Genomic DNA, 20,676 nt, shown 5'->3' with positions numbered 1-20,676 from the left:
CTGTGAACAAACCCCAGAGCTTCTTCCACCTGCACCTGATTTCCGACGCGACCGGCGAAACGCTGCTCGCCGCCGGCCGGGCGGCTTCGGCGCAGTACAAGGACGCGCGCGCCATCGAGCATATCTATCCGCTTATCCGCACCGAAAAGCAGGTGGCGAAGGTGTTCGAGGACATCGAAGAGGAGCCGGGCATCATCCTCTATACGGTCGTCGACCAGAAGCTGGCGCGCGGCATCGACGAGCGCTGCGCGGCCATGGGCCTGCCCTGTGTATCGGTGCTGGAGCCGGTGCTGACCGTGTTCCAGTCCTATCTCGGCACCCCGGCCGGCCGCCGCGTCGGCGCCCAGCATGTTCTCGACGCCGAATATTTCCGTCGCATCGACGCGCTGAATTTCACCATGGACCATGATGACGGTCAGTTGCCGCTCAACATGGACGATGCCGATGTCGTGCTGATCGGCATTTCTCGCACGTCGAAGACACCGACCAGCATCTATCTCGCCAACCGCGGCATCAAGACCGCCAACATCCCGATCGTCCTAGGCGTGCCGGTGCCGGAAAGCCTGGTTGCCGCCAGCAAGCCGCTGATCGTCGGGCTGATCGCAACCGCCGAGCGCATCTCGCACGTCCGGCAAAACCGCATCCTCGGCAACAGCAGCTCGTATGAGGCATCGGACTATATCGACCGCGCGGCGATCAGCGAAGAGCTCGCCTATGCCCGCAAGATTTGTACGCGCCATGGCTGGCCGATGATCGACGTCAGCCGCCGCTCGATAGAGGAAACGGCGGCGGCCATCGTTGCCCTGCGCGGGAAGACGAGATAATGAGGCCAAGGGTCGGGTAATGCGTTGCCAAACCATTCAACGCCGCGAAGATTGAAGGTCACGGCATGGATCCTAGGGTCTGCGCCGCGTCGCTTCGCTCCTTGCTTCGCCCTAGGATGACGAAGGGACGATTGTCTCAGCCAATTTTGAAGGTTCGCGAGTTGCCATCAGCTGCTGTTCGACGGCATGGATGCCAAACCCCGACATCCGCGATTGGGCAAAAAGCCTCCACACCTTCGTCATCCTAGGGCGGAGCAGGAGCGAAGCGACGTAGCGCAGACCCTAGGATCCATGCCGTGGCGGCGGCCGAGGAGTGCAGCGGTTCTCAGTTTTGGGCCAGAACCTCAACGACGGTTAGACGGATAATAGGCGAAAAACATGACCGAGAAACTCATCCTCGCTTCCGGCAGTCCGTTCCGCAAGGCGATGCTCGTCAATGCCGGCGTCGATGTCGAGGCGGTTTCGGCCGATGTCGACGAGCGCGCGCTCGAGTCGCCTTTGCAGGATAGCGGTGTCTCGCCCGAGGACGTCGCCCTGGTGCTGGCCGAGGCCAAGGCCACAGAAGTGAGCGAGCGCAGGCCGGGCGTCCTGGTGCTCGGCTGCGACCAGACGCTGTCGCTCGGCGACGAGGTGTTCCACAAGCCGGCCGACATGGAGGGTGCCCGCCGTCATTTGCTGGCGCTGTCGGGCAGGACCCACCAGCTCAACAGCGCCGCTGTTCTGGTTCGCGACGGCAAGGTTTTGTGGCGGCATGTCGGCATCGCCTCGATGACCATGCGCAAGCTCGACCCGGCCTTCATCGGCCGCCATCTCGCCCGCGTCGGCGTCAAGGCGTTGTCTAGCGTCGGCGCCTACCAGATCGAAGGCGAAGGCATTCAATTGTTCGAGAAGATCGAGGGCGATCATTTCACCATTGTCGGCCTGCCGTTGTTGCCGCTGCTGGCCGAGCTGCGCACGCTGGGAGCGATCGATGGCTGAGGCATCAAAGAAGGCGTTCGTCACCGGCCATCCGGTCAAGCATTCGCGCTCGCCGAAGATCCATGGCCACTGGCTGGCCAAACATGGCATCGACGGAAGCTACCAGGCCATCGATGTCGCGCCGCAAGACTTTGCCGTGTTCGTGAAAACGCTGCAGGCAAACAATTACCGCGGCGGCAACGTCACCATCCCGCACAAGGAAGCGGCCTTCGCATTGGCCGAACGCCGCGACAAGGCGGCGCAAGAAATCGGCGCCGTCAACACGCTGTGGTTCGAGGACGGCATTTTGTGGGGCGGCAACACCGACGGTCACGGCTTTGCCGCCAACCTCGACGATCATGCACCGGGCTGGGCAAGCAAGGGTCCGGCGGTGGTGCTCGGCGCCGGCGGCGCGTCGCGCGCCGTCATCCATGCGCTGAAGGAGCGCGGCGCTGCCGACATCCGCATCGTCAACCGCACTCTGGCCCGAGCGCAGGAATTGAGGGATCGTTTCGGCGCCGGCGTGTCGGCGCATGGCATGGCGGCTATGGATGAACTGCTCGGCGATGCCGGCCTGCTGGTCAACACCACGGCACTTGGCATGCATGGCAATGAAGGCCTGTCGGCCGATCCCGCCCGGCTGCCGGACCACGCCATCGTCACCGACATCGTCTATGTGCCGCTGGAGACGCCACTGCTTGCGGCGGCGCGCGCCAGGGGCCTGAAGACGGTCGACGGTCTCGGCATGCTGCTGCATCAGGCCGTGCCCGGCTTCGAGCGCTGGTTCGGCATCAGGCCGCGGGTGACGGCCGAACTCCGGGCGCTGATCGTCGCCGATCTGGTGCCGAAGCCATGATCGTGCTCGGCCTCACCGGCTCGATCGGCATGGGCAAGTCGACGACGGCAAAGATGTTCACTGACGCCGGCGTGCCGGTCCATGATTCCGACGAGGCGGTGCATCGCCTCTATGCCGGCAAGGCGGCGCCTCTGGTCGAAGCCGCCTTCCCCGGCACCACAATTGCCGGGGTGGTCGACCGGGCAAAACTTGGCGCGCGCGTGCTCGGCGACACCGCCGCGCTGAAGCAGCTTGAAGCCATCATCCATCCGCTGGTGCGCGCCGACGCCGATGCCTTTCTGGCCAGGCATCGTAACGCCGGCGAATCGATCGCTGTTCTCGACATTCCCCTGCTGTTCGAAACCGGCGGCCGCAACCGCGTCGACAAGGTCGTCGTCGTCACCGCCCCGGCCGAGACCCAGCGAGAACGCGTGCTGGCGCGGCCGGGCATGACGGAGGAAAAACTGGCATCGATCCTCGCCAAGCAGGTGCCGGATGCGGAAAAGCGTCGTCAGGCCGATTTCGTCGTCGACACCGGCCAGGGGCTGGACGCCGCGCGGGCGGCGGTGAAGGCCATCATCACCGAACTCTCCGGGGATAAGTCCGGCAAGGCAGGCTCCTGACGGCAGGCCGTCGGCATTGCCCATTGCCATTTTGTTCCGGCCTCATGATTCTGCTCCTTTGGAGCGACTGATTCGATGCGTGAGATCATCTTCGACACGGAAACCACCGGCCTCGATTCGCGCGACGACCGCGTGATCGAACTGGGCGGCGTCGAACTGGTCAACCGCTTCCCGACCGGCAGGACCTTCCACCATTACATCAACCCGCAGGGTCGCGCGATCCACGCCGAGGCACAGGCGGTGCACGGCATCAGCGCGACTGACCTCGCGGGCAAGCCGACCTTTGCCGAGATTGCGCAGGAGTGGCTGGACTTCACCGACGGCGCCAAGCTGGTCGCCCACAATGCCACTTTCGATGTCGGCTTCCTCAACGTCGAATTCGGCCGGCTCGGCCACCCCGTCATCGACAATGGTCTCGTCGTCGACACGCTGGCGCTGGCGCGCCGCAAGCACCCGATGGGTCCTAATTCGCTCGATGCGCTCTGCCGGCGCTACGGCATCGACAACACCAGGCGCACCAAGCACGGCGCCCTGCTCGATTCCGAATTGCTGGCCGAGGTCTATATCGAGCTGATCGGCGGCAAGCAGGCCGCCCTTATCCTCGACAGCGCCACCGCGCCGGCGCAAGGCGAAAATGTCCGCCAGATCGAGATCATCATCAGCCAGCGCCCGGCACCCCTGCGGCCCCGCCTCACCGAAGCCGAACGCGCCGCGCATGCCGGCATGGTCGGAACGTTGGGTGAGAAGGCGTTGTGGTTGAAGGTTGTCGGGAACTGAACCTGCGCCCGGCAGGCAACGAAACCCGTTCCGTAGCGATCCTTCACACCCCCCTCTGTCCTGCAGGGCAGAGGGGGGTGCTGTCCCGCCGGCCTCCGAAACAAAAACCCGGCGCGAGCCGGGCTTTTCACAGTTCGTGGCAGGCAGCCTCAGCTCACCTTGACCTTGGACGCCTCGTCCTCGGCCAGCTTCTGCTGGAACATCTGGGCGAAGTCGATCGGGTCGAGCATCAGCGGCGGGAAGCCGCCATTGCGGGTTGCCTCGGCGATGATCTGGCGGGCGAACGGGAACAAAAGGCGCGGGCATTCGATGAACAGGATCGGCAGCATGTGCTCCTGCGGAAAGCCTGCGATGGCGAACACGCCGCCATAGACCAGCTCGACATTGAACAGCACTTCCTGGTCGAAGGACGCCTTGGCGTTCAGCGTCAGATTGACGTCGAACTGCTTGTCGGAGAGCGGGTTGGCGTTGACGTTGACGTTGATGGCGATGCCCGGCGCCTTGTCGCGGCCGCGCAGCGAATTCGGCGCGCCGGGGCTTTCGAAGGACAGGTCCTTCACATATTGCGCCAGAACGTTGAGCGACGGCTGCGCCGCATTGCCGTTTCCGTTGGCTGCGCCGACCGGCGCGTCATCTTTGCTGGCCATAAGCCTTGTCCTCTTGCCTGGGCAGCGTCGCTGACCGAATTGAAATCGGGCGTTCGCTACCATGGCGGGGATGACAAGACAAGGTTTGCCGCCTTGCTTCCCGGCTGCAGATGTAGATGGGACGGCGCCCTAATCGTCCTTCAGGCGGCGCCATGGCGAGTTGTGATCCGGGCCGCGCTTCAGATCGTCCTCGCGCGAATAGTCGCCGTCTTCGAGGTCGATGACCCTGTCGCGCTGGCGGCCGCGAAAACCGCCGGTCGAGAAATCGGTGGCGACGACAATACGGCCCTTGAACCGGCTCCAGGCAAAGTCGCGCAACGGCGGCAGGAACAGCAGCAGGCCGATGATGTCGGTGATGAAGCCGGGGATGATCAGAAGGATCGCCGCAACCACGATCATGGCGCCGTGCGCAAGGTGGCGGCTGGGGTTCTGGCCGGCGGCCATCTCGGTGCGGATGCGGGCCATGACACCAAAGCCCTGGTACCGGAGCAAAAGCACGCCGGCGATGCTCGAGGCCAGCACGAGCCCGACCGTCGCCAGCGCGCCGACCTCGCGGCCGACGATGACGAAACCGGCGATTTCCAGCAGCGGAAGCGCGAGGAGAAAGAAGGGAAGCAGCGAAATGCGCAAGTCTTGCCAACCTTTTTCGATTGTTATGATCGTTTCGATTGTTTTGGCCGCCAGCGAGCAATCGCCGCTGGCACTGAGGCTGTTAGATAGGTATGCCTGCCTTTGATTTGAATGATTGCGCCTTGCGTTCTATATGCTTTGAATGTTGAACGCTATGCGACCGTGGCCATTGGGCCTGACGGTCCGGCCACAGGGCAGGGATTGATTGGCGGAAGATATGGGATTCTTCGACTTCGGCACGATTTTCTTCCTGATTGCGGCGGTGGTCATCTTTTTCCAGCTGCGCAACGTGCTGGGCCGCCGCACCGGCAGCGAACGACCGCCCTTCGATCCCTATTCGGCGGCTCGCAGCGGCGATAAGGATGCCGCCCAGAAATCCGAAAACGTCGTCTCGCTGCCGCGCAAGCGCCCGCCAGGCGAGCCGGCTCCCGACACCTATGCCGCGATCGACGCTTTCGCCAAGCCCGATACCGACCTCAACAAGGGCCTGCGCACCATCAAGGACAATGATCCTTCCTTCGAGCCGAAGGGTTTCGTCGACGGCGCCAAGATGGCTTACGAGATGATCGTCATGGCCTATGCCGACGGCGATCGCAAAACGCTGAAGAACCTTTTGTCGCGCGAGGTCTATGACGGTTTTGTCGCCGCTATCGGCGAGCGCGAGGCCAAGGCGGAAAAGATCCAGTCCTCCTTCGTCGGCATCGACAAGGCCGACATCGTCTCGGCCGAGATGAAGGGCGGCGAGGCGCATCTCACGCTGCGCATCATCAGCGAGCTGATTTCGGCGACCCGCGACAAGGCCGGTGCCGTCATCGATGGCGACCCGGAAACCGTCGCCGAGGTCAAGGATGTCTGGACCTTCGCCCGCGACACGCGCTCGCGCGATCCGAACTGGAAGCTCGTCGCCACCGAGGAAGAAGACTAGTTCGGAAACCCGCGGCGAGGCTCCGGTGTCGCTATCGCCTCTTTTTGTCGAGAAAGCCTTCGGCGATCTGCCCGGATGGGACGATGACGACCATTCGGCGGCCTTCGCCGCCTTTCGCCGCTCGGCCTTCCATGTCCTGACCAAACCCTATCGCAGCGGTGCGCTCGGCGTCGACTTCGACGCCTTTGCCGATGCCTGCGCCGATGCCCGAACCGTTTCGCCGGCGAATCGGTCGCCGGTTTTGACCCGAGGGGAAGCCCGCGCCTTCTTCGAGCGACATTTTGTCCCGGCGCTTATCTCTGCCGAGAATGCCGGCGCCGGGCTCGTCACCGGTTTCTATGAACCGCAAGTCGAGGCGTCACCGGTGCGCACGGACCGGTTTTCGGTGCCATTGCTGTCGCGCCCGGCCGATCTCGTCGATATCGACCAAAGCAACCGGCCTGCCGGCCTGGATCCTTACCTCGCTTTCGCGCGCCAGACGCCGGCCGGGCCGGTCGAGTATCCCGACCGTGGCGAGATCGAGCGTGGCGCGCTTAATGGCAAGGGGCTGGAAATCGCCTGGCTGGCCGACAAGGTCGATGCCTTCTTCATTCACGTGCAAGGTGCCGCACGCCTCGCCATGACCGACGGCCGGCTTGCCCGCGTCACCTATGCCGCCAAATCCGGCCAGCGCTTCACCGGACCCGGCAAGATCCTGAGCGAGCTTGGCGAGATCCCGCTGGCGGAAGTGACGATGCAGTCGATCCGCGCCTGGTTCAAGGCGCATCCGGACCGCGTCGACGAGATCCTGTGGCAGAACCGCTCTTACATCTTCTTCCGCCCGGCCGATGTCGAGGACGCGGCCCTTGGCCCGATCGCCGCCGCCAAGGTGCCGCTGACGCCGGGCCGCTCGATCGCCGTCGACCGCCTGCTGCATACATTCGGCACGCCCTTTTACATCGACGCGCCGACGCTCACCGCTTTCGACGCAAAACCATTCCGCCGCCTGATGATCGCGCAGGATACCGGCTCGGCCATCACTGGACCCGCGCGGGGCGACCTGTTCGCCGGTTCGGGCGATGCCGCGGGCGAGATCGCCGGCGTGGTCCGCAATGCCGCGGATTTTTACGCGCTGATCCCACGCGCGCTCGTTGCGGGTGCGGTCCGATGACCCGGCGCCCGGACAAGCTCAGCGAGGACGACCGGGTTCTGTGGAACCTGGTGGCGCGCACGGCCAAACCGCTGAAGGGCAAATTTGCCGTCGACATCCCTGAAATCCCTGCAGAGGTCAGGCCAAGTCAGTCGCAACCGGTTCAGCCCATGGCCAATCCGGGCGGCGCAGCCAAACCGAAGACGCAGCATGTCGCCCACGCGCTCGACGAGCCGACCTTGGACAAGCTGTCGAAAGGCCGGCTGCCGATCGAGGGTCGCGTCGATCTGCACGGCATGACGCAAGACGAAGCCTATTCGCTGCTGTTTTCGTTCCTGCACCGGGCGCATGCCGGCGGCGTCCGCTATGTCCTGGTCATCACCGGCAAGGGCTCGTCCTCCGGCGGCGATGGCGTGTTGCGGCGCGCCGTGCCCGCCTGGCTGTCGACGCCTGCCTTCCGGCCGCTCGTCTCCAGCCACGACCATGCCGCCCGCAATCATGGCGGTTCGGGTGCGCTCTATATCCGGCTGCGGCGGGCGCGCGTGTGAGGAGTTCGTTCATGAGGGTGGGGGCATGACCCCGTTCGGAGAGAAGCTGCGGACGCTTAGAAGCGAACGCGGTGTCCGCCAGAAGGACATGGCTGCGGCGATCGGCGTCAGCGCCGCCTATCTGTCGGCGCTCGAACATGGCAGGCGCGGTGCCCCGACCTGGACGCTGATCCAGAAGATCATCGGCTATTTCAACATCATCTGGGACGATGCCGAGGAACTGGCGCGGCTGGCCGAGGCCTCGCACCCGCGCGTAAAACTCGACACGTCGGGTCTTTCCCCCGCTGCCACCGAGCTTGCCAATCTGCTGGCGGAAAACATCGAGAAACTCGACGAAACCGAGCTTCGCCGCATCACCGCATCGATCCGCGCGGCGTTAAACCAGCGGCCGTAGTCCGACGGTCTGCGCTGGTGCTCGCCTGCCTCACGAGGAAACTGCCCGCCGGCGGAGCGCCAGCGGGCACAGTGATGAGATCATTTCTTGCCGGCGGTGCCGCCATTTCCACCCCGGCCATGATCGCCGTGGCCGTTGTTTCCACCACCCAGGCAGTCCGACGCCCCGGCATCACCGCAACAGCGGCCGGACCAGAGGTCGTTGAGGTTGGTTTTGGCACAGCTGGTGGTGGTCTGATCGGCCATGGCGGATCCGGCCATGCTCGACACCGCGATAGCGGCAAGAAGGGTGTTTCGCAGAAAAGCAGTCATCTGAAGTCTCCATGGTTGGTTTCGGTTCACGGCTGTGTGTCGCTGGCCGGAGCGAAATGGTTCACGGAGAAATGGGGAATTCTGTCGGAGGCTCCTCGATTTCGTCATCCACGGGCGAAGCGGACGCGCGGACCGGAGGATTCATGCCGCGAACTGCAAGCGTCGCGGCGGTGCAAAAGATATGTGATGCCGGCATCGCTGACGAAGCGATGGACGCTTCCGGCAAACGCCGTATTTACTGAACCGCGCCGACCAGAACCTGTTGGCCGCCGCGGATCGAGACCCAGCGGCCGGTGTTGTCGATCGCCTGCCGCTTGAGGAAGCGGTAACCGGTCGCTTCCCATGGCTTGACCTTGTCGGTTAGATTGTCGAGCACATAGTCGCCCTCGTCGGTGCGCACCGTCAGCACGGCGTGGCCCTCGCCGTCGGGCTTGCGCACGACGGTGATCAGAAGATCGGCAAGCGAGATGCTCATGCGCGAAAGCTGGCGCCGCTTTTCCAGCACATAGTCCTCGCAATCGCCGACGCCCTTGTCGGGATAGGCCCAGACCTCGTCCTTGCCGTAGATGTCCATGTCGCTCATCGGCTTGACGGCGGCGTTGACCCTGGCGGTGACATTGAGAAGCTTGCGCATCAGCCCGTCGCTCATCGGAGCCGGCGCCAGATTGGTCGGGCGGATCGAGCACTCGCCCGGATGCAGCTTGCAGAAATCATAGTGTCCGATCGGCTGCGAGGTGAGGCCCCCGGTCGCCATCGCTCCACCCGCCAAGGCCGGTGCCACCCAGCCTGCCGTCATTGCCAGCCCGGCCGCCACATACACGCGCAGCCGTCGCGCCATCGATGAGGAAATCATTGTCCCCGCTCACCCTTTGTTATTAACGAAAGGTTAAGGGGGATTTACAGTCCGTGTCAATTACGACGACAGTCGGATTGTCGGCATGGTTACCCGAGGGGCTGGACAGCGGCACTTGTGCAACAGAATCGGCCAGCCAGCCGGCTTTTACCGGTCAATTTCACGGTTTGTCGCCGTTAAGCTTGGTTTATGCAGGTCGCCGTCCCAAAACCCGCAATTTTGGGCGGCCTGCATTATCTCTTGGCGGCGCGGACCAGCTTCGGCTTCACCGCGACACGCTCCTGGCGGCCATAGCTGGTGATGAAGTCGACGATGCGCGGCACGATTTCGGAGCGGAAGCGCGAACCGTTGAACACGCCGTAATGGCCAACCGCCGGCTGCATGTAGTGGGCGTGCCGCTCAGCCGGGATATTGGGGCATAGATCATGCGCCGCCTTGGTCTGGCCAAGGCCCGATATGTCGTCGTTCTCGCCTTCGACGGTGAACAGCGCGACGTTGCGGATCGCTGACGGATCGATCCTGGTGCCGCGATGCGTCATCTCGCCCTTGGGCAAGGCCTGGCGCACGAAGACCGTGTCGACGGTCTGCAGATAAAACTCCGCCGTCAGATCCATGACCGCCAGATACTCGTCGTAGAAATCGCGGTGCTTCTCGGCATTGTCGCCATCATGCTTCACCAGATGCATGAAGAAGTCCTTGTGGGCGATGATGTGGCGGTCGAGGTTCATGCTCATGAAGCCGGACAGCTGCAGGAAGCCCGGATAGACCTCGCGGCCGAAGCCCGGCACCGGCCAGGGCGCATGCATCACGACATTGTCGCGGAACCAGTCGATGCCCTTTTCCTGTGCCAGCAGATTGACCGCGGTCGGGTTGCTGCGGGTGTCGATCGGGCCGCCCATCAAGGTCATGGTCGAGGGCACGAAGGGGTCGCCCTTGGTTTCCATCAGCGCCACGGCGGCCAGCACCGGCACGGAAGGCTGGCACACCGCCATCACATGCGTGTCCGGCCCCAGCGTGTGCAGCATGTCGATGACGTAGTCTATGTAATCGTCAAGATCGAAGCTGCCGTCGGCCAGCGGCACCATGCGGGCATCGACCCAGTCGGTGATGTGCACGTCGGCATAGGGCAGCATGGCTTCGACCGTGCCGCGCAGCAGCGTCGCATAGTGGCCCGACATCGGCGCCACGATCAGAAGCTTCGGATCGGGCTTGCGCCCGGCGGGGACAGTGCGCTCGAAGCGGACGAGATTGCAGAACGGCTTCGACCAGACGGTCTTTTCAGTGACCTCGACGCTCTTCCAGTCGACCACGGTCTTGGTCAGGCCGAAGGCCGGCTTGCCGTAGCGGCGCGTGGTGCGCTCGAACAGTTCGGCCGTCGCCGCGATCGAACGGCCCCATTGCGTGTGGGAAAACGGATTGAGCGGATTGGAGTAGAACATCCGCACCGCGTCGGCATAGAGGCGCGCCGGCTGCAGGGCCGCGTGGTTCATCTCATAGAGCTGGTAGAACATCGAGAACCCCGCTGCTGCCTGCGACCGAAGGGACGACGAGCCGCGCCGAGCCCTAGATGTCTCGCGGGGAAGTTAACAACTAATTGCTGCGATGCAATACGTCACGCTGCGTGACCAATGCTTCTTTGGCTCAAGGCCATGGAAATCGGGGCCGAACGGTGCCAGCCGGCTCAGTGTGCGGCTGCGAAATGTGTAGGTAGTGTGTCCGGCCCCTCTTGCCGGACACCCGATCATGATCCCGAAAAGTGGATTCCGGTTTTCGGAAAGGTCATGGTCGAAGAAACAGTCACTCTATACGCGCGCCATGCACACGGACGTGTGGCCGGAGCCGATGAAGCCGAGCTGGCCGGCGGCACCCTTCGACAGGTCGAGCACGCGTCCCTTGATGAACGGACCGCGATCGTTGATGCGCACGACGACGCTGCGGCCGTTGTTCTTGTTGGTGACCCTGAGCTTGGTGCCGAAAGGCAAGGTGCGATGCGCGGCGGTCAGCGCCGACGGGTTCATGCGCTCGCCCGATGCGGTCCTGGAGTGCAGGGCGTACCACGAGGCGCGACCGCACTGGCTGGCCGCGGTTGCCGAAGATGCGCCGACCATCAGGCCAGCAGCGATCGTTACCGCGACAAGCGCGGTCTGTTTTGAGTTCTTCATATTTGAGGGATGGCTCCGTTTTTGACAGACCCCAGCCGTTAGGTGCCAAATAAGGCACGAAATGCGGCAGTGATCTGGCGGTTCCGTGGCAATAGCACACGTTTGGAGTCGCTGGGTAACAGTCTGTCAGGGATTTTCCGGCGCGCAATGATAAATCAATGATGATCTTTGTCCCGGCGTCAGGCCTCCGTTTGACAAGATCGAACATTAATATCCAAGTAGAGTCGGGCACGGTCGGGCCACTTCCTTTGGCTCTTTTCTCGCGGCCCCGATGCTGCAACCAATCGACTTCAAAAGGGAGATCCGGCAATGAGGCTGACCAAAAATCTGCTGGCGTTGATTGTGCTTGCCGTCGGCGCGCTGTGGTCGCTGCAAGGCATCGGCGTGGTCGGCGGCAGCTTCATGACCGGCCAATCGCAATGGCTGTATGTCGGCGTCGTCACCATGATGGTCGGGCTGGTGGGATTGGTGTGGGCTAACCGGTAGGGGTGAGCTAGAGAATGAGCGCTGGCGATCTGTGGCGCCCCCCTCTGTCCTGCCGGACATCTCCCCCTCTAGTGGGGAGATTGGCCGTCATCACTGCTTTCGCCAATCTCCATCATCGAAAGAAGGGCAGCGAGGCCGAAGCTGCCAATCTCCCCCCTTGAGGGGGAGATGCCCGGTAGGGCAGAGGGGGGCGCTGTCCCGCCGACGGTTCTGCCCTGAAGGACCTACCCGAACAGCCGATCCAGAATCTTACCCTCGAGCCGGGCCAGCTCCACCGAACCGCGCCGGCGCGGCCGTTCCACGGGCACATCCAAATCAAGCGCAATCCGGCCCTCGCTGATCACCACGACCCGGTCGGCCAGCGCGACCGCTTCGGCGACATCATGCGTGACCAGCACGGCGGTGAACTTCTGCGCGATCCAGATGCGTTCCAGCAATTGCTGCATCTCGATGCGGGTCAGGGCGTCGAGGGCGCCCAGCGGCTCGTCGAGCGCCAGGATCTGCGGGTGGCCGACCAGTGCACGGGCCAGCGCCACGCGCTGCTTCTGGCCGCCTGACAGCACCGAAGGCCATTCGTCGGCCCGGTCGGCAAGCCCGACCTCGCCGAGGATGTCGAGCGCGCGGTGCCTTGCTTCGCTACCGGTGGCGATGCCGGTCAGCCCGACCTCGACGTTTTTCACCACGCTGGCCCAGGGCAGCAGCCGTGGCTCCTGGAACATGAAGCGCGTGCGGCTGTGTCCTTCCTCTGCCACGCCGAATGTCAGCGATCCCGATGTCGGCCGGTCGAGCCCGGCCAGAAGCCGCAAAAGCGTGCTCTTGCCGCAGCCGCTCTTGCCAATGACGGCAAGGAACTGCCCGGCCGGCACGTCCAGGTCGATGCCGTCGAGCACGGTCTTGTCGCCGAAGCGCTTGCCGGCATGCCTGAAGGCAAAGGCCCGCTGTCCTTCGACGGAGCCGATCGGCCGCACCGGCGTGGCGGCGAAGGAACGGGCTGCGGTCAGGCTGGCGGCGGTCATGGGCAATCTCTCATCCGTTCTGGAAGGCCGGATGCCAGCCGAGCGACAAACGCTCGAGCAGGCGGGCGAGGCTGTCGGCGAGCTTGCCGAGCAGCGCGTAGATCAGGATCGAGAGCACGACGACGTCGATCAGCAGGAATTCGCGCGCCTGCATGGCCATGTAGCCGAGGCCCGAGCTGGCCGAGATGGTTTCGGCGACGATCAGCGTCAGCCACATGATGCCCAGCGCATAGCGCAGGCCGACGAAGATCGCCGGCAGTGCGCCGGGCAGGATGACGCGGAAGAACAGGGCGCGCCGGTCCATGCCGTAGACGCGGCCCATCTCGACCAGCTGCGGGTCGACGCTCTGGATGCCGAGCAGCGTGTTGACGTAGATCGGGAAGAACACGCCGAGCGCCACCAGGAACAGTTTGGCTTCCTCGTCGATGCCGAACCACAGGATGACCAGCGGGATCAGCGCCAGATGCGGAATGTTGCGGATCATCTGCAGCGTCGTGTCGGTCAGGCCGCGGCTGAGCGTCGACAGCCCGTTGGCAAGGCCAAGCGCAAAGCCGATCGAGCCGCCGACGGCAAAGCCGGCAAGGGCGCGCGCGGTCGAAACCCCGATGTTGCGGATCAGTTCCCCCGACAGCATCAGCCGCCAGAAGGCCTCGGCGACCGCGCTCGGCGCCGGCAGCACGTTGGCGGGCATGACGCCGGCGCGGGAAGCCACCTCCCAGCCGGCAATGATCAGCGCCGGCAGCAGCCAGCCGATGCCGTTCTTGCCGACAGGTAGCGCCAGACTCATGACGAAGCCTGCAGGCGGTTGGCGCCATGGAAGCCGACCGAGAATTCGTTGGCGATGTTCTCATGCGCCCGTTGCCGCCTGGTGCCGAGCCCGAGCTTTGGAAACAGAAGCTCGGCGACGCGGTAGGCCTCCTCGAGATGCGGATAGCCCGAGCCGATGATGGTATCGATGCCGATCGCCTGGTATTCGCGGATGCGCTCGGCGATCTGTTCCGGCGTGCCGACCAGCGCCGTGCCGGCGCCGCCGCGCACCAGCCCGACACCGGCCCACAGATTGGGCGAGACGACCAGCCTGTCACGGCGGCCGCCATGCAGCTCGGCCATACGGCGCTGGCCGACCGAGTCCATCTGGTTGAGGAAGCGCGCCTGCGCGTTTTCGATCTGGGCGTCGGTGACATGGCTGATCAGCCGGTCGGCGGCGCGCCAGGCTTCGTCCTCGGTCTCACGCACGATGAAATGCAGCCTGATGCCGAAACGGAGCTTTCTGCCGCGCAGTGCCGCCTTTGCGCGCGCCGTGGCCAGCTTCTCGGCCACCTGTGCCGGCGGCTCGCCCCAGGTCAGGTACATGTCGACGAGGTCTGCGGCGAGGTCCTGGCCCGCATCCGACGACCCGCCGAAATAGAGCGGCGGCCGCTCCTGGTGCGGCAGAAGGTCGAGGCGGCCATTCTCGACGCGGTAATATTTGCCGTCGAAATTGACCCGCTCGCCCGACACCAGGCCGCGCCAGATGGTCAGGAACTCATGCGCCTGGGCATAGCGCTCGTCATGCGGCAGGAAGACGCCGTCGCCGGCGAGCTCGGTCGGGTTGCCGCCGACCACGACATTGAGCAGCAGGCGGCCATTGCTTAAGCGGTCGAGGGCGGCGGTCTGGCGTGCCGCGAAAGTCGGCAGCGTGACGCCCGGCCGCAGCGCGACAAGGAACTTCAGTTTTTCGGTCAGCGTCGCGAGGCCCGTCGCGGTGATCCAGGAATCCTCGCAATTCTGGCCGGTCGGCAACAGCACGCCGGGAAAACCGAGCCGGTCGACCGCCTGCGCGATCTCCTTGAAGTAGCCGAATTCAGGCGGCCGCTGCTGCTCCTCGGAGCCGAGATAGGAGCCATCGCCATGCGTCGGGATGAACCAGAAGAAATCGAGCGGGTTGGCTGGCGCGGTCATGGCGAAATCCTCGAAGCGAAAACGGCAGACGGCACCGGGCGTCTTCCGCCCGGCGCCGCGTGACAGGAATCAATTGCCTGGCGCTGTCCACACCGCGTCGGAGATGCGGACCGCTTTCGGGATCAGCCCAAGTTTGTAGAAGCGGTCGGCGGTGGCCTGCTGGCCGGCGATGATCTCGTCGGTGATCGGAAAGATGCCGAATTTGGTGCGGTTGGCGGCGATGATCTGCGCGTCGAGCGGCACGCCGGTCACCTCATGCAGCGCCGCGGCCACCTTGTCGCGGTTCTGGTCGGCCCATTTCGCCGCCTCGCCAAGGGCCGATATCGTCGTGGTGATGGTTTCGGGGTGCGCCTTGGCGAAATCCTTGTTGGCGAGGAAATAGGTGTTGACCTTGAGCACCTCGCTGGAGCGGGCCAGCACACGCGGCTGGTAGCGGGTTTCGGCGATGGCGAAGAACGGATCCCAGACGGTCCAGGCATCGATCTGGTCGCTGGCGAAGGCGGCGGCCGCATCCGCCGGGCTGAGATAGACCGGCGTGATCTGGTCGAACGGAACGCCGGCCTTTTCCAGCGCGGCGACGAGCAGATTGTGCGCGCTGGTGCCCTTGCCGACGCCGACGCGCTTTCCTTTGAGATCGGCTACCGACTGGATCGGCGACGCCGGCTTGACGAAGATCGCCTCGCCCTCGCCATTCGACGGCAGCGCTGCCGCATAGACGATGTTGGCGCCGGCCGACTGGCCGAAGATCGGCGGAGCGTCGCCTGTCCAGCCAACATCGATGGCGCCGACATTGAGCGCCTCGACCAGCGGCGGCCCGGCGGTGAACTCGACCCATTTGACGGTGACGCCCTTGTCTTCAAGCGCTTTCTCGATCACCTGCTGCTGCCTGGCGATCACCGGCAGGCCGGTCTTCTGGTAGCCGATGCTGAGCTGTTTCAGCTCCTGCGCGGCCGTGCCGAACGACACGGCAACCGTCGCCGCCAGCAGGCCGATGCCGAAAACACGTCTGGTAAGATTGAACATTGATCCCTCTCCTTCGCTGCGGATCGGCGCCGGAAATGGCCTCGCCGGTTGGAAGATGGATCAGGCTAGGTATTTCTATAAATTTAGTAGAGGAATGATTTTGCGAGTTGAGGTGGGAATGAGGAATTATCTTCTGGGGCAACCCAGAATTCGTCATCCTAGGGTCTGCGCCGCGTCGCTTCGCTCCTTGCTCCGCCCTAGGATGACGAAGATGCGGGGCCGGCGCAAAGTCGAGCCCACCCACCCTTCACTGCGACCAATACTGCCAGGCCCAGTAAAAACTCTCGTCGCGTGGCGGCAGGCGGTCGCGCTCGGCGTCCCAGCGGACCGGCGTTGGCGATTTCGGTTGCTGTTCAAGCGGCTGGCTTTCCCTGGTCCAGGCGAGAAGCCAGTTCCCGGCTTGGGCGAACAGCACGGCGGTGGAATGGGTCATCGTCATTCTCCTGCTCCTCTCGGCTCCGATCATTCGCGTCCCGCCCACGGGACGAGCACGCGCTCGATCCTGCGGAGGGTGAATTCCAGCACGAAGGCGATGGCCGCGATCACCAATATGCCCATCACCACCACGTCGGTGACGAGGAACTGGGCGGCCGACTGGATCATGAAACCAAGCCCGCGCGTCGCCGCGACCAGTTCGGCGGCGACCAGCGTCGACCAGCCGGCGCCGAGCGCGATGCGCAGGCCGGTCAGGATCGCCGGCAGTGCGCTGGGAAGGATCACATGGCGGACCACTTGGCGCTGAGTAGCACCCAGTGAGCGTGCCGCATTGATGCGTTCCTGCGAGACGCCGCGAACGCCGGACGCGGTCGACAATGCCACCGGCGCCAGCATGGCGATGGCGATCACCAGGATCTTCGACGGCTCGCCGATGCCGAACCAGATGATGACCAGCGGCAGGTAGGCGAGCGGCGGGATCGGCCGCAGGAACTCCAGCAGCGGATCGAAGATGCCGCGCCCGATCGTGCTGATGCCGATGGCGAGCCCAACCGGCACGCCGATGAGGATGGCGGCGACCAGCGCGGCGAAAACCCGGCCCAGGCTGGCGACCGCATGCTGCAGCAGCGTCGCATCGACAAAGCCGTCGCGGGCGACGGTGATGAACTTGTTCCACACCGCAACCGGCGAGGGCAGGAACACTGGCGACACCAGTTGCAGGCGGGCCGACAGCGCCCACAGCGCCAGCACCACCAGGATGGTCACCACGCTGACCGCGCGCGCGGAAACGCCTTTGCGTTTCGGGCTGGGCCGCGACCACGGCACCGACAGGCCGTCAGCCTCGTCGATCTTATGTCCCGGCCGCTCGGTGTAGGAGGTAACGGTCATGCCGCCTCTCCTTCGAAGATCGCGTCGGTCAATTCGCCGCGCGCCGCGGCGAAGGCCGGATCGGCCTTGATGGTGCGGATGGCCTCGCCCGATGCGTAGCGCCTGGAGAAGCCGGGCTCGAAGCTCCGCACCACGCGGCCCGGGCCAGGCGCCAGCACGACGATGCGGGTAGCGAGCACCAGCGCCTCCTCGATGCCGTGCGTCACCATCAGCACGCCGACATCGCTTGCCGTCCACAAATCGAGCAACGTCGTCTGCATGCGCTCGCGCGTCAGCGCATCGAGAGCGCCGAGCGGCTCGTCGAGCAGCAGGAATTCGGGTTCGGCGGCGAGCGCCCGGGCCAGGCCGACACGCTGGCGCATGCCGCCGGAAAGCTCCCAGATGCGCTTGTCGCCGGCGTCGGTGAGCTTCACCAGCGCCAGGAGCTCATCGGCGCGCCGCGCCCGCTCGGCTGGCCTGACACCGCGCAGCCTCAGCGCGAAGGCAACGTTTTCGCGCGCCGTCAGCCATGGGAACAAAGCATCGTTCTGGAACACCACCGCCCGGTCCGAGCCCGGCGCGGTGATCGGCTTGCCGTTGATGGAAGCCGTACCGCGCGCCGGCGCGACAAGGCCGGCGGCGACGTTGAGCAGCGAGGTCTTGCCGCAACCGGAACGGCCCACCAGCACGACGAAATCGCCCTTGGCGACATCGATCGACACCCGCTCGACGGCAGGCTCCGCCTGGCCGTCATAGTGGATCGAGACCTTGTCCAGTACGAGATGGGGGTCCAGTACGAGATGGAGGTCCAGTACGAGATGCGGCATGGATGCCTCGCGGTTCGTTGAAATCCGACTGCCCCGGCCCTCGTCAGCGGTTCCGGGGCAGTCAGCACGCGGCGTCAGCGAAGAAGCGCGCGGGCCTTCATGCGTCTAGTTCGAGGCCAGCGCCTCGGTGACATATTTCGACGACACGTATTTCGAATAGTCCGGCAGCACGGCGTCGATCTTGCCTTCCTCCTTGAGGAAGGCGGATGTCGCTTCGACCGCCTTGACCGTGGCGCCGCCAAGGAATTTGTCGGAGGCCTGCTCTTCGAGCGTCGGGAAGACATAGCCCTTGAGCAGCTGCGGCACCTCCTCCAGCTTGGCGCCGGTGAGCTTGGCGATCGCGGCCGCCTGCGGGGACGATACCGACCAGGCGTCGGGCTTGGCCAGGAATTGCGCATAGGATTCGCCGGTCACCTTGACGAAGTCGCGTACTGCCTCAGGGTTCTTTTCGGCGAAGTCGGTGCGCACGATCCAGGCGTCGAAGGTCGGCGCCCCCCAGGCGGCGACCTGGGAGGAATCCAGCACGACCTTGCCGGTCGTCTTGATCTGGCCGAGCGCCGGATCCCAGACGTAAGCCGCATCGATGTCGCCGCGCGAAAAGGCCGCCGCGATTTCGGGTGGCCTGAGATTGAGGATCTCGACCGACTTCGGATCGACGCCCTCATGCTTCAGTGCCGCGAGCAGGCTGTAATGTGTCGTCGAGACGAACGGCACCGCGACCTTCTTGCCGGCAAGGTCGGCGATTTTCTCGATGCCGGCGCCGTTGCGCGCCACCAGCGCCTCGGATTCGCCGATCAGGCCGACGATGAAGATGGTCTGGATCGGCAACTCGCGGCTCGCCGCCGCCGCCAGCGGGCTCGAGCCGACATAGCCGATATCGACCGAACCGGAAGCGACCGCGGCGATGACATCGGCGCCGGAATCGAATTTGCGCCAGTCGATGGTGGCCTTCGTCGCCTTTTCATAGGCGCCGTCGGCCTGCGGCACTTTCGAAGGCTCGACCACCGTCTGGTAGCCGATGGTTATCTTGAGGTCGTCGGCAAGGGCCGGGCCGAGGAAGGCCGCACCGGCAAGTGCCGCCGATGAGAGCAGAACAATGCGTCGCGAAACGGTGGACATGAAGGGCTCCTGAAAAGAGAAAAATCGGAATGCCCCATGATAGTCAGCTAATTCTATCACTCTTGTAGAGTTAAATCCTTCCAAGGAAGGCGAGCTTGTTAGAAAAAGCCACCGGTGGTTGGCTGCCAGGGCGGATAGGGCGGCTGCCGCCTCGCCGCCGGTCCACTGATGCACAGCGTCCGCCAAGGTTTCGCAATGGGCGCAAAAGCCGTGTTCCTTGGCGCCCCCCTCTGTCCTGCCGGACATCTCCCCCACACGGGGGGAGATTGGCGGCGTCGGCTCCCGCGCTTTTTTCTCCTGCGTTGACAATTGGCGAAGGCCGTCGCGACATCCGATCTCCCCCCTCGTGGGGGAGATGTCCGGCAGGACAGAGGGGGGCGCCAAGGAATGAGACGTTCGGGCCGTCGCGTCTTTCCCGGTATCCTCTAGGCTCGGCGCGCAAAACAAGAAATTCCCGCTCCGCCATCCATATGAGAAATTCCTGCTGCATCTCGCCAGGCATTTAAAAACCCATTCCCTGTGAACGCGGGTAAGTATAGTAATCTTATGGACATTGAGAACTGGAGGCGACGATGTGCAGGCAGCCTATCGCGACGATCGCTGGTGCGTCTCGGCCGTCAAAGCGCATTTCTGTGTTCTCTAGGGCACAAAGGCCGATCAAAATGGCTACAGCGGCTTGAAAACGAAGCAAAATCAACAGTTCTCGGCTTGTAGATCATGTCACTAGAATTTATGTGTCATGCGGGCTCGGACGCGGCGGCAACGCACGCCAGGCGTTTTGCAATCGATGGTTCCGTGCCGTCGCATGACAGAGAAATTTTGATCTCATGCTCACGAAAAAAGGGAAGTACGGCCTCAAAGCGCTTGTCCACCTCGCGCGATTGCCGGCCGGACAACTCGCCTTCGTCAACGACGTCGCCACCGGCAACAACATCCCGAAGAAATTTCTCGACGCCATCCTGGGCGAGTTGCGCAATGCCGGCTTCGTCCAGAGCCGCAAGGGCAAGGATGGCGGCTATCGCCTGGCGCGCCCCGCCGACGAGATCAAGGTCGGCCATGTCGTGCGCGTCCTCGACGGTCCGCTGGCGCCGATTCCTTGCGCCAGCCGCACCCAGTACCAGCGCTGTGAAGATTGCAACGAGGCGACATGCCAAGTCCGACATCTGATGCTCGAGGTCCGGCAGGCGATCGCCGAGGTGCTCGATCAGCGCAGCCTCGCCGAAATGCGCGATATTGCGCTGGACGACCTTCCGGTCGCGAGGGCCATCGACGACCTGCCGGTTGCGAGGGACATCGGCGATCTGCCGGTCGCGGTGAAGGTCCAGGCCTGACGCTGGCGCTGCGCAC

General features: G+C 64.2%; 25 protein-coding genes. 11 read left to right on the top strand and 14 right to left on the bottom strand.

Features of this window, described 5'->3' with window-relative positions:
• Window positions 1-2: 2 nt before the first annotated feature.
• The 5 genes from EOA16_RS30070 (at window position 3) to dnaQ (ending at window position 4,016) form a co-directional block, all read left to right on the top strand.
• Window positions 3-824: a pyruvate, water dikinase regulatory protein gene (locus tag EOA16_RS30070; RefSeq protein ID WP_127261378.1), complete on the top strand. Its 822-nt coding sequence runs from the start codon at window positions 3-5 to the stop codon at window positions 822-824.
• A gap of 378 nt (window positions 825-1,202) precedes the next feature.
• Window positions 1,203-1,802 carry a Maf-like protein gene (locus tag EOA16_RS30065; protein ID WP_127261377.1) on the top strand — a complete coding sequence of 200 codons (600 nt, stop codon included), beginning with the start codon at window positions 1,203-1,205 and terminating at the stop codon, window positions 1,800-1,802.
• Window positions 1,795-2,637 carry a shikimate dehydrogenase gene (locus EOA16_RS30060; RefSeq protein ID WP_127261376.1) on the top strand — a complete coding sequence of 281 codons (843 nt, stop codon included), beginning with the start codon at window positions 1,795-1,797 and terminating at the stop codon, window positions 2,635-2,637. Before EOA16_RS30065 ends, EOA16_RS30060 begins: the two co-directional genes overlap by 8 nt.
• A complete protein-coding gene (gene coaE / locus EOA16_RS30055) occupies window positions 2,634-3,239 on the top strand; it encodes a dephospho-CoA kinase (RefSeq protein ID WP_127261375.1) in 606 nt (201 codons plus the stop codon). Before EOA16_RS30060 ends, coaE begins: the two co-directional genes overlap by 4 nt.
• A 75-nt stretch (window positions 3,240-3,314) precedes the next feature.
• Window positions 3,315-4,016: a DNA polymerase III subunit epsilon gene (gene dnaQ, locus EOA16_RS30050; protein WP_127261374.1), complete on the top strand. Its 702-nt coding sequence runs from the start codon at window positions 3,315-3,317 to the stop codon at window positions 4,014-4,016.
• Between the two features lie 149 nt (window positions 4,017-4,165).
• On the opposite strand, the gene secB is transcribed toward dnaQ, so the two are convergent.
• Complete coding sequence (gene secB, locus EOA16_RS30045; RefSeq protein ID WP_023813420.1) at window positions 4,166-4,663, bottom strand: protein-export chaperone SecB; 498 nt, start codon at window positions 4,661-4,663, stop codon at window positions 4,166-4,168.
• Between the two features lie 129 nt (window positions 4,664-4,792).
• Window positions 4,793-5,293: an FxsA family protein gene (locus EOA16_RS30040; protein WP_024502218.1), complete on the bottom strand. Its 501-nt coding sequence runs from the start codon at window positions 5,291-5,293 to the stop codon at window positions 4,793-4,795.
• 217 nt (window positions 5,294-5,510) lie between these two features.
• On the opposite strand from EOA16_RS30040, the gene EOA16_RS30035 reads away from it, so the two are divergent.
• The 4 genes from EOA16_RS30035 to EOA16_RS30020 are packed head-to-tail and all read left to right on the top strand — an operon-like array spanning window position 5,511 to window position 8,289.
• On the top strand, window positions 5,511-6,218 hold the full coding sequence (locus tag EOA16_RS30035; RefSeq protein ID WP_127261373.1) for a Tim44/TimA family putative adaptor protein: 708 nt from the start codon (window positions 5,511-5,513) through the stop codon (window positions 6,216-6,218).
• A 25-nt stretch (window positions 6,219-6,243) separates the two neighbouring features.
• Window positions 6,244-7,368, top strand: a complete 1,125-nt coding sequence (locus EOA16_RS30030) for a murein transglycosylase A (RefSeq protein WP_127261372.1) — start codon at window positions 6,244-6,246, stop codon at window positions 7,366-7,368.
• Complete coding sequence (locus EOA16_RS30025) at window positions 7,365-7,895, top strand: Smr/MutS family protein (protein WP_127261371.1); 531 nt, start codon at window positions 7,365-7,367, stop codon at window positions 7,893-7,895. Before EOA16_RS30030 ends, EOA16_RS30025 begins: the two co-directional genes overlap by 4 nt.
• A gap of 25 nt (window positions 7,896-7,920) precedes the next feature.
• Entirely contained in the window at window positions 7,921-8,289 is a 369-nt protein-coding gene (locus EOA16_RS30020; protein WP_013528719.1) for a helix-turn-helix transcriptional regulator, read from the top strand.
• A gap of 80 nt (window positions 8,290-8,369) precedes the next feature.
• Here EOA16_RS30020 and EOA16_RS30015 read toward each other — a convergent pair whose 3' ends face one another.
• The 4 genes from EOA16_RS30015 to EOA16_RS29995 all read right to left on the bottom strand — a co-directional run bounded on the left by EOA16_RS30015 (window position 8,370) and on the right by EOA16_RS29995 (window position 11,615).
• Window positions 8,370-8,600, bottom strand: a complete 231-nt coding sequence (locus EOA16_RS30015; protein WP_127261370.1) for a hypothetical protein — start codon at window positions 8,598-8,600, stop codon at window positions 8,370-8,372.
• Window positions 8,601-8,835: 235 nt separating this feature from the next.
• The gene (locus EOA16_RS30010; RefSeq protein ID WP_127261369.1) at window positions 8,836-9,453 is read right to left on the bottom strand and encodes a transglutaminase-like cysteine peptidase; all 618 of its coding nucleotides are present in this window, start codon (window positions 9,451-9,453) and stop codon (window positions 8,836-8,838) included.
• Window positions 9,454-9,686: 233 nt separating this feature from the next.
• On the bottom strand, window positions 9,687-10,964 hold the full coding sequence (locus EOA16_RS30000; protein WP_127261368.1) for a polyhydroxyalkanoate depolymerase: 1,278 nt from the start codon (window positions 10,962-10,964) through the stop codon (window positions 9,687-9,689).
• A 291-nt stretch (window positions 10,965-11,255) separates the two neighbouring features.
• A complete protein-coding gene (locus tag EOA16_RS29995) occupies window positions 11,256-11,615 on the bottom strand; it encodes a septal ring lytic transglycosylase RlpA family protein (protein ID WP_127261367.1) in 360 nt (119 codons plus the stop codon).
• 309 nt (window positions 11,616-11,924) lie between these two features.
• Here EOA16_RS29995 and EOA16_RS32790 point away from each other — a divergent pair, with 309 nt between their 5' ends.
• A complete protein-coding gene (locus EOA16_RS32790; protein WP_164754431.1) occupies window positions 11,925-12,101 on the top strand; it encodes a hypothetical protein in 177 nt (58 codons plus the stop codon).
• A gap of 224 nt (window positions 12,102-12,325) precedes the next feature.
• Here the strand turns inward: EOA16_RS32790 and EOA16_RS29985 are convergent, their stop codons facing one another.
• The 8 genes from EOA16_RS29985 to tauA all read right to left on the bottom strand — a co-directional run bounded on the left by EOA16_RS29985 (window position 12,326) and on the right by tauA (window position 19,329).
• Window positions 12,326-13,117: an ATP-binding cassette domain-containing protein gene (locus EOA16_RS29985; RefSeq protein ID WP_127261366.1), complete on the bottom strand. Its 792-nt coding sequence runs from the start codon at window positions 13,115-13,117 to the stop codon at window positions 12,326-12,328.
• 10 nt (window positions 13,118-13,127) lie between these two features.
• Window positions 13,128-13,904 (bottom strand): ABC transporter permease subunit, encoded by a 777-nt coding sequence (locus tag EOA16_RS29980; RefSeq protein ID WP_127261365.1) that lies wholly within the window; start codon window positions 13,902-13,904, stop codon window positions 13,128-13,130.
• Entirely contained in the window at window positions 13,901-15,058 is a 1,158-nt protein-coding gene (gene ssuD / locus EOA16_RS29975; RefSeq protein WP_127261364.1) for an FMNH2-dependent alkanesulfonate monooxygenase, read from the bottom strand. Before ssuD ends, EOA16_RS29980 begins: the two co-directional genes overlap by 4 nt.
• Before the next feature lie 69 nt (window positions 15,059-15,127).
• Window positions 15,128-16,081, bottom strand: a complete 954-nt coding sequence (locus tag EOA16_RS29970; RefSeq protein WP_127261363.1) for a sulfonate ABC transporter substrate-binding protein — start codon at window positions 16,079-16,081, stop codon at window positions 15,128-15,130.
• Window positions 16,082-16,328: 247 nt separating this feature from the next.
• Entirely contained in the window at window positions 16,329-16,514 is a 186-nt protein-coding gene (locus EOA16_RS29965; protein ID WP_013528709.1) for a hypothetical protein, read from the bottom strand.
• Between the two features lie 29 nt (window positions 16,515-16,543).
• Window positions 16,544-17,404, bottom strand: a complete 861-nt coding sequence (locus EOA16_RS29960; RefSeq protein WP_127261362.1) for an ABC transporter permease subunit — start codon at window positions 17,402-17,404, stop codon at window positions 16,544-16,546.
• Window positions 17,401-18,210, bottom strand: a complete 810-nt coding sequence (locus tag EOA16_RS29955) for a taurine ABC transporter ATP-binding protein (protein ID WP_127261361.1) — start codon at window positions 18,208-18,210, stop codon at window positions 17,401-17,403. The genes EOA16_RS29960 and EOA16_RS29955 overlap by 4 nt, the downstream gene beginning before the upstream one ends.
• A 105-nt stretch (window positions 18,211-18,315) precedes the next feature.
• A complete protein-coding gene (gene tauA, locus EOA16_RS29950) occupies window positions 18,316-19,329 on the bottom strand; it encodes a taurine ABC transporter substrate-binding protein (protein ID WP_127261393.1) in 1,014 nt (337 codons plus the stop codon).
• An 827-nt stretch (window positions 19,330-20,156) separates the two neighbouring features.
• Between tauA and EOA16_RS29940 the strand changes: the two genes are divergently transcribed.
• Complete coding sequence (locus EOA16_RS29940; RefSeq protein WP_127261360.1) at window positions 20,157-20,660, top strand: Rrf2 family transcriptional regulator; 504 nt, start codon at window positions 20,157-20,159, stop codon at window positions 20,658-20,660.
• Window positions 20,661-20,676 lie beyond the last annotated feature (16 nt).

Source organism: Mesorhizobium sp. M7A.F.Ca.US.008.03.1.1 (assembly GCF_003997495.1).
Lineage (GTDB): Bacteria > Pseudomonadota > Alphaproteobacteria > Rhizobiales > Rhizobiaceae > Mesorhizobium.
This window is presented reverse-complemented; position numbering and strand designations above follow the sequence as displayed.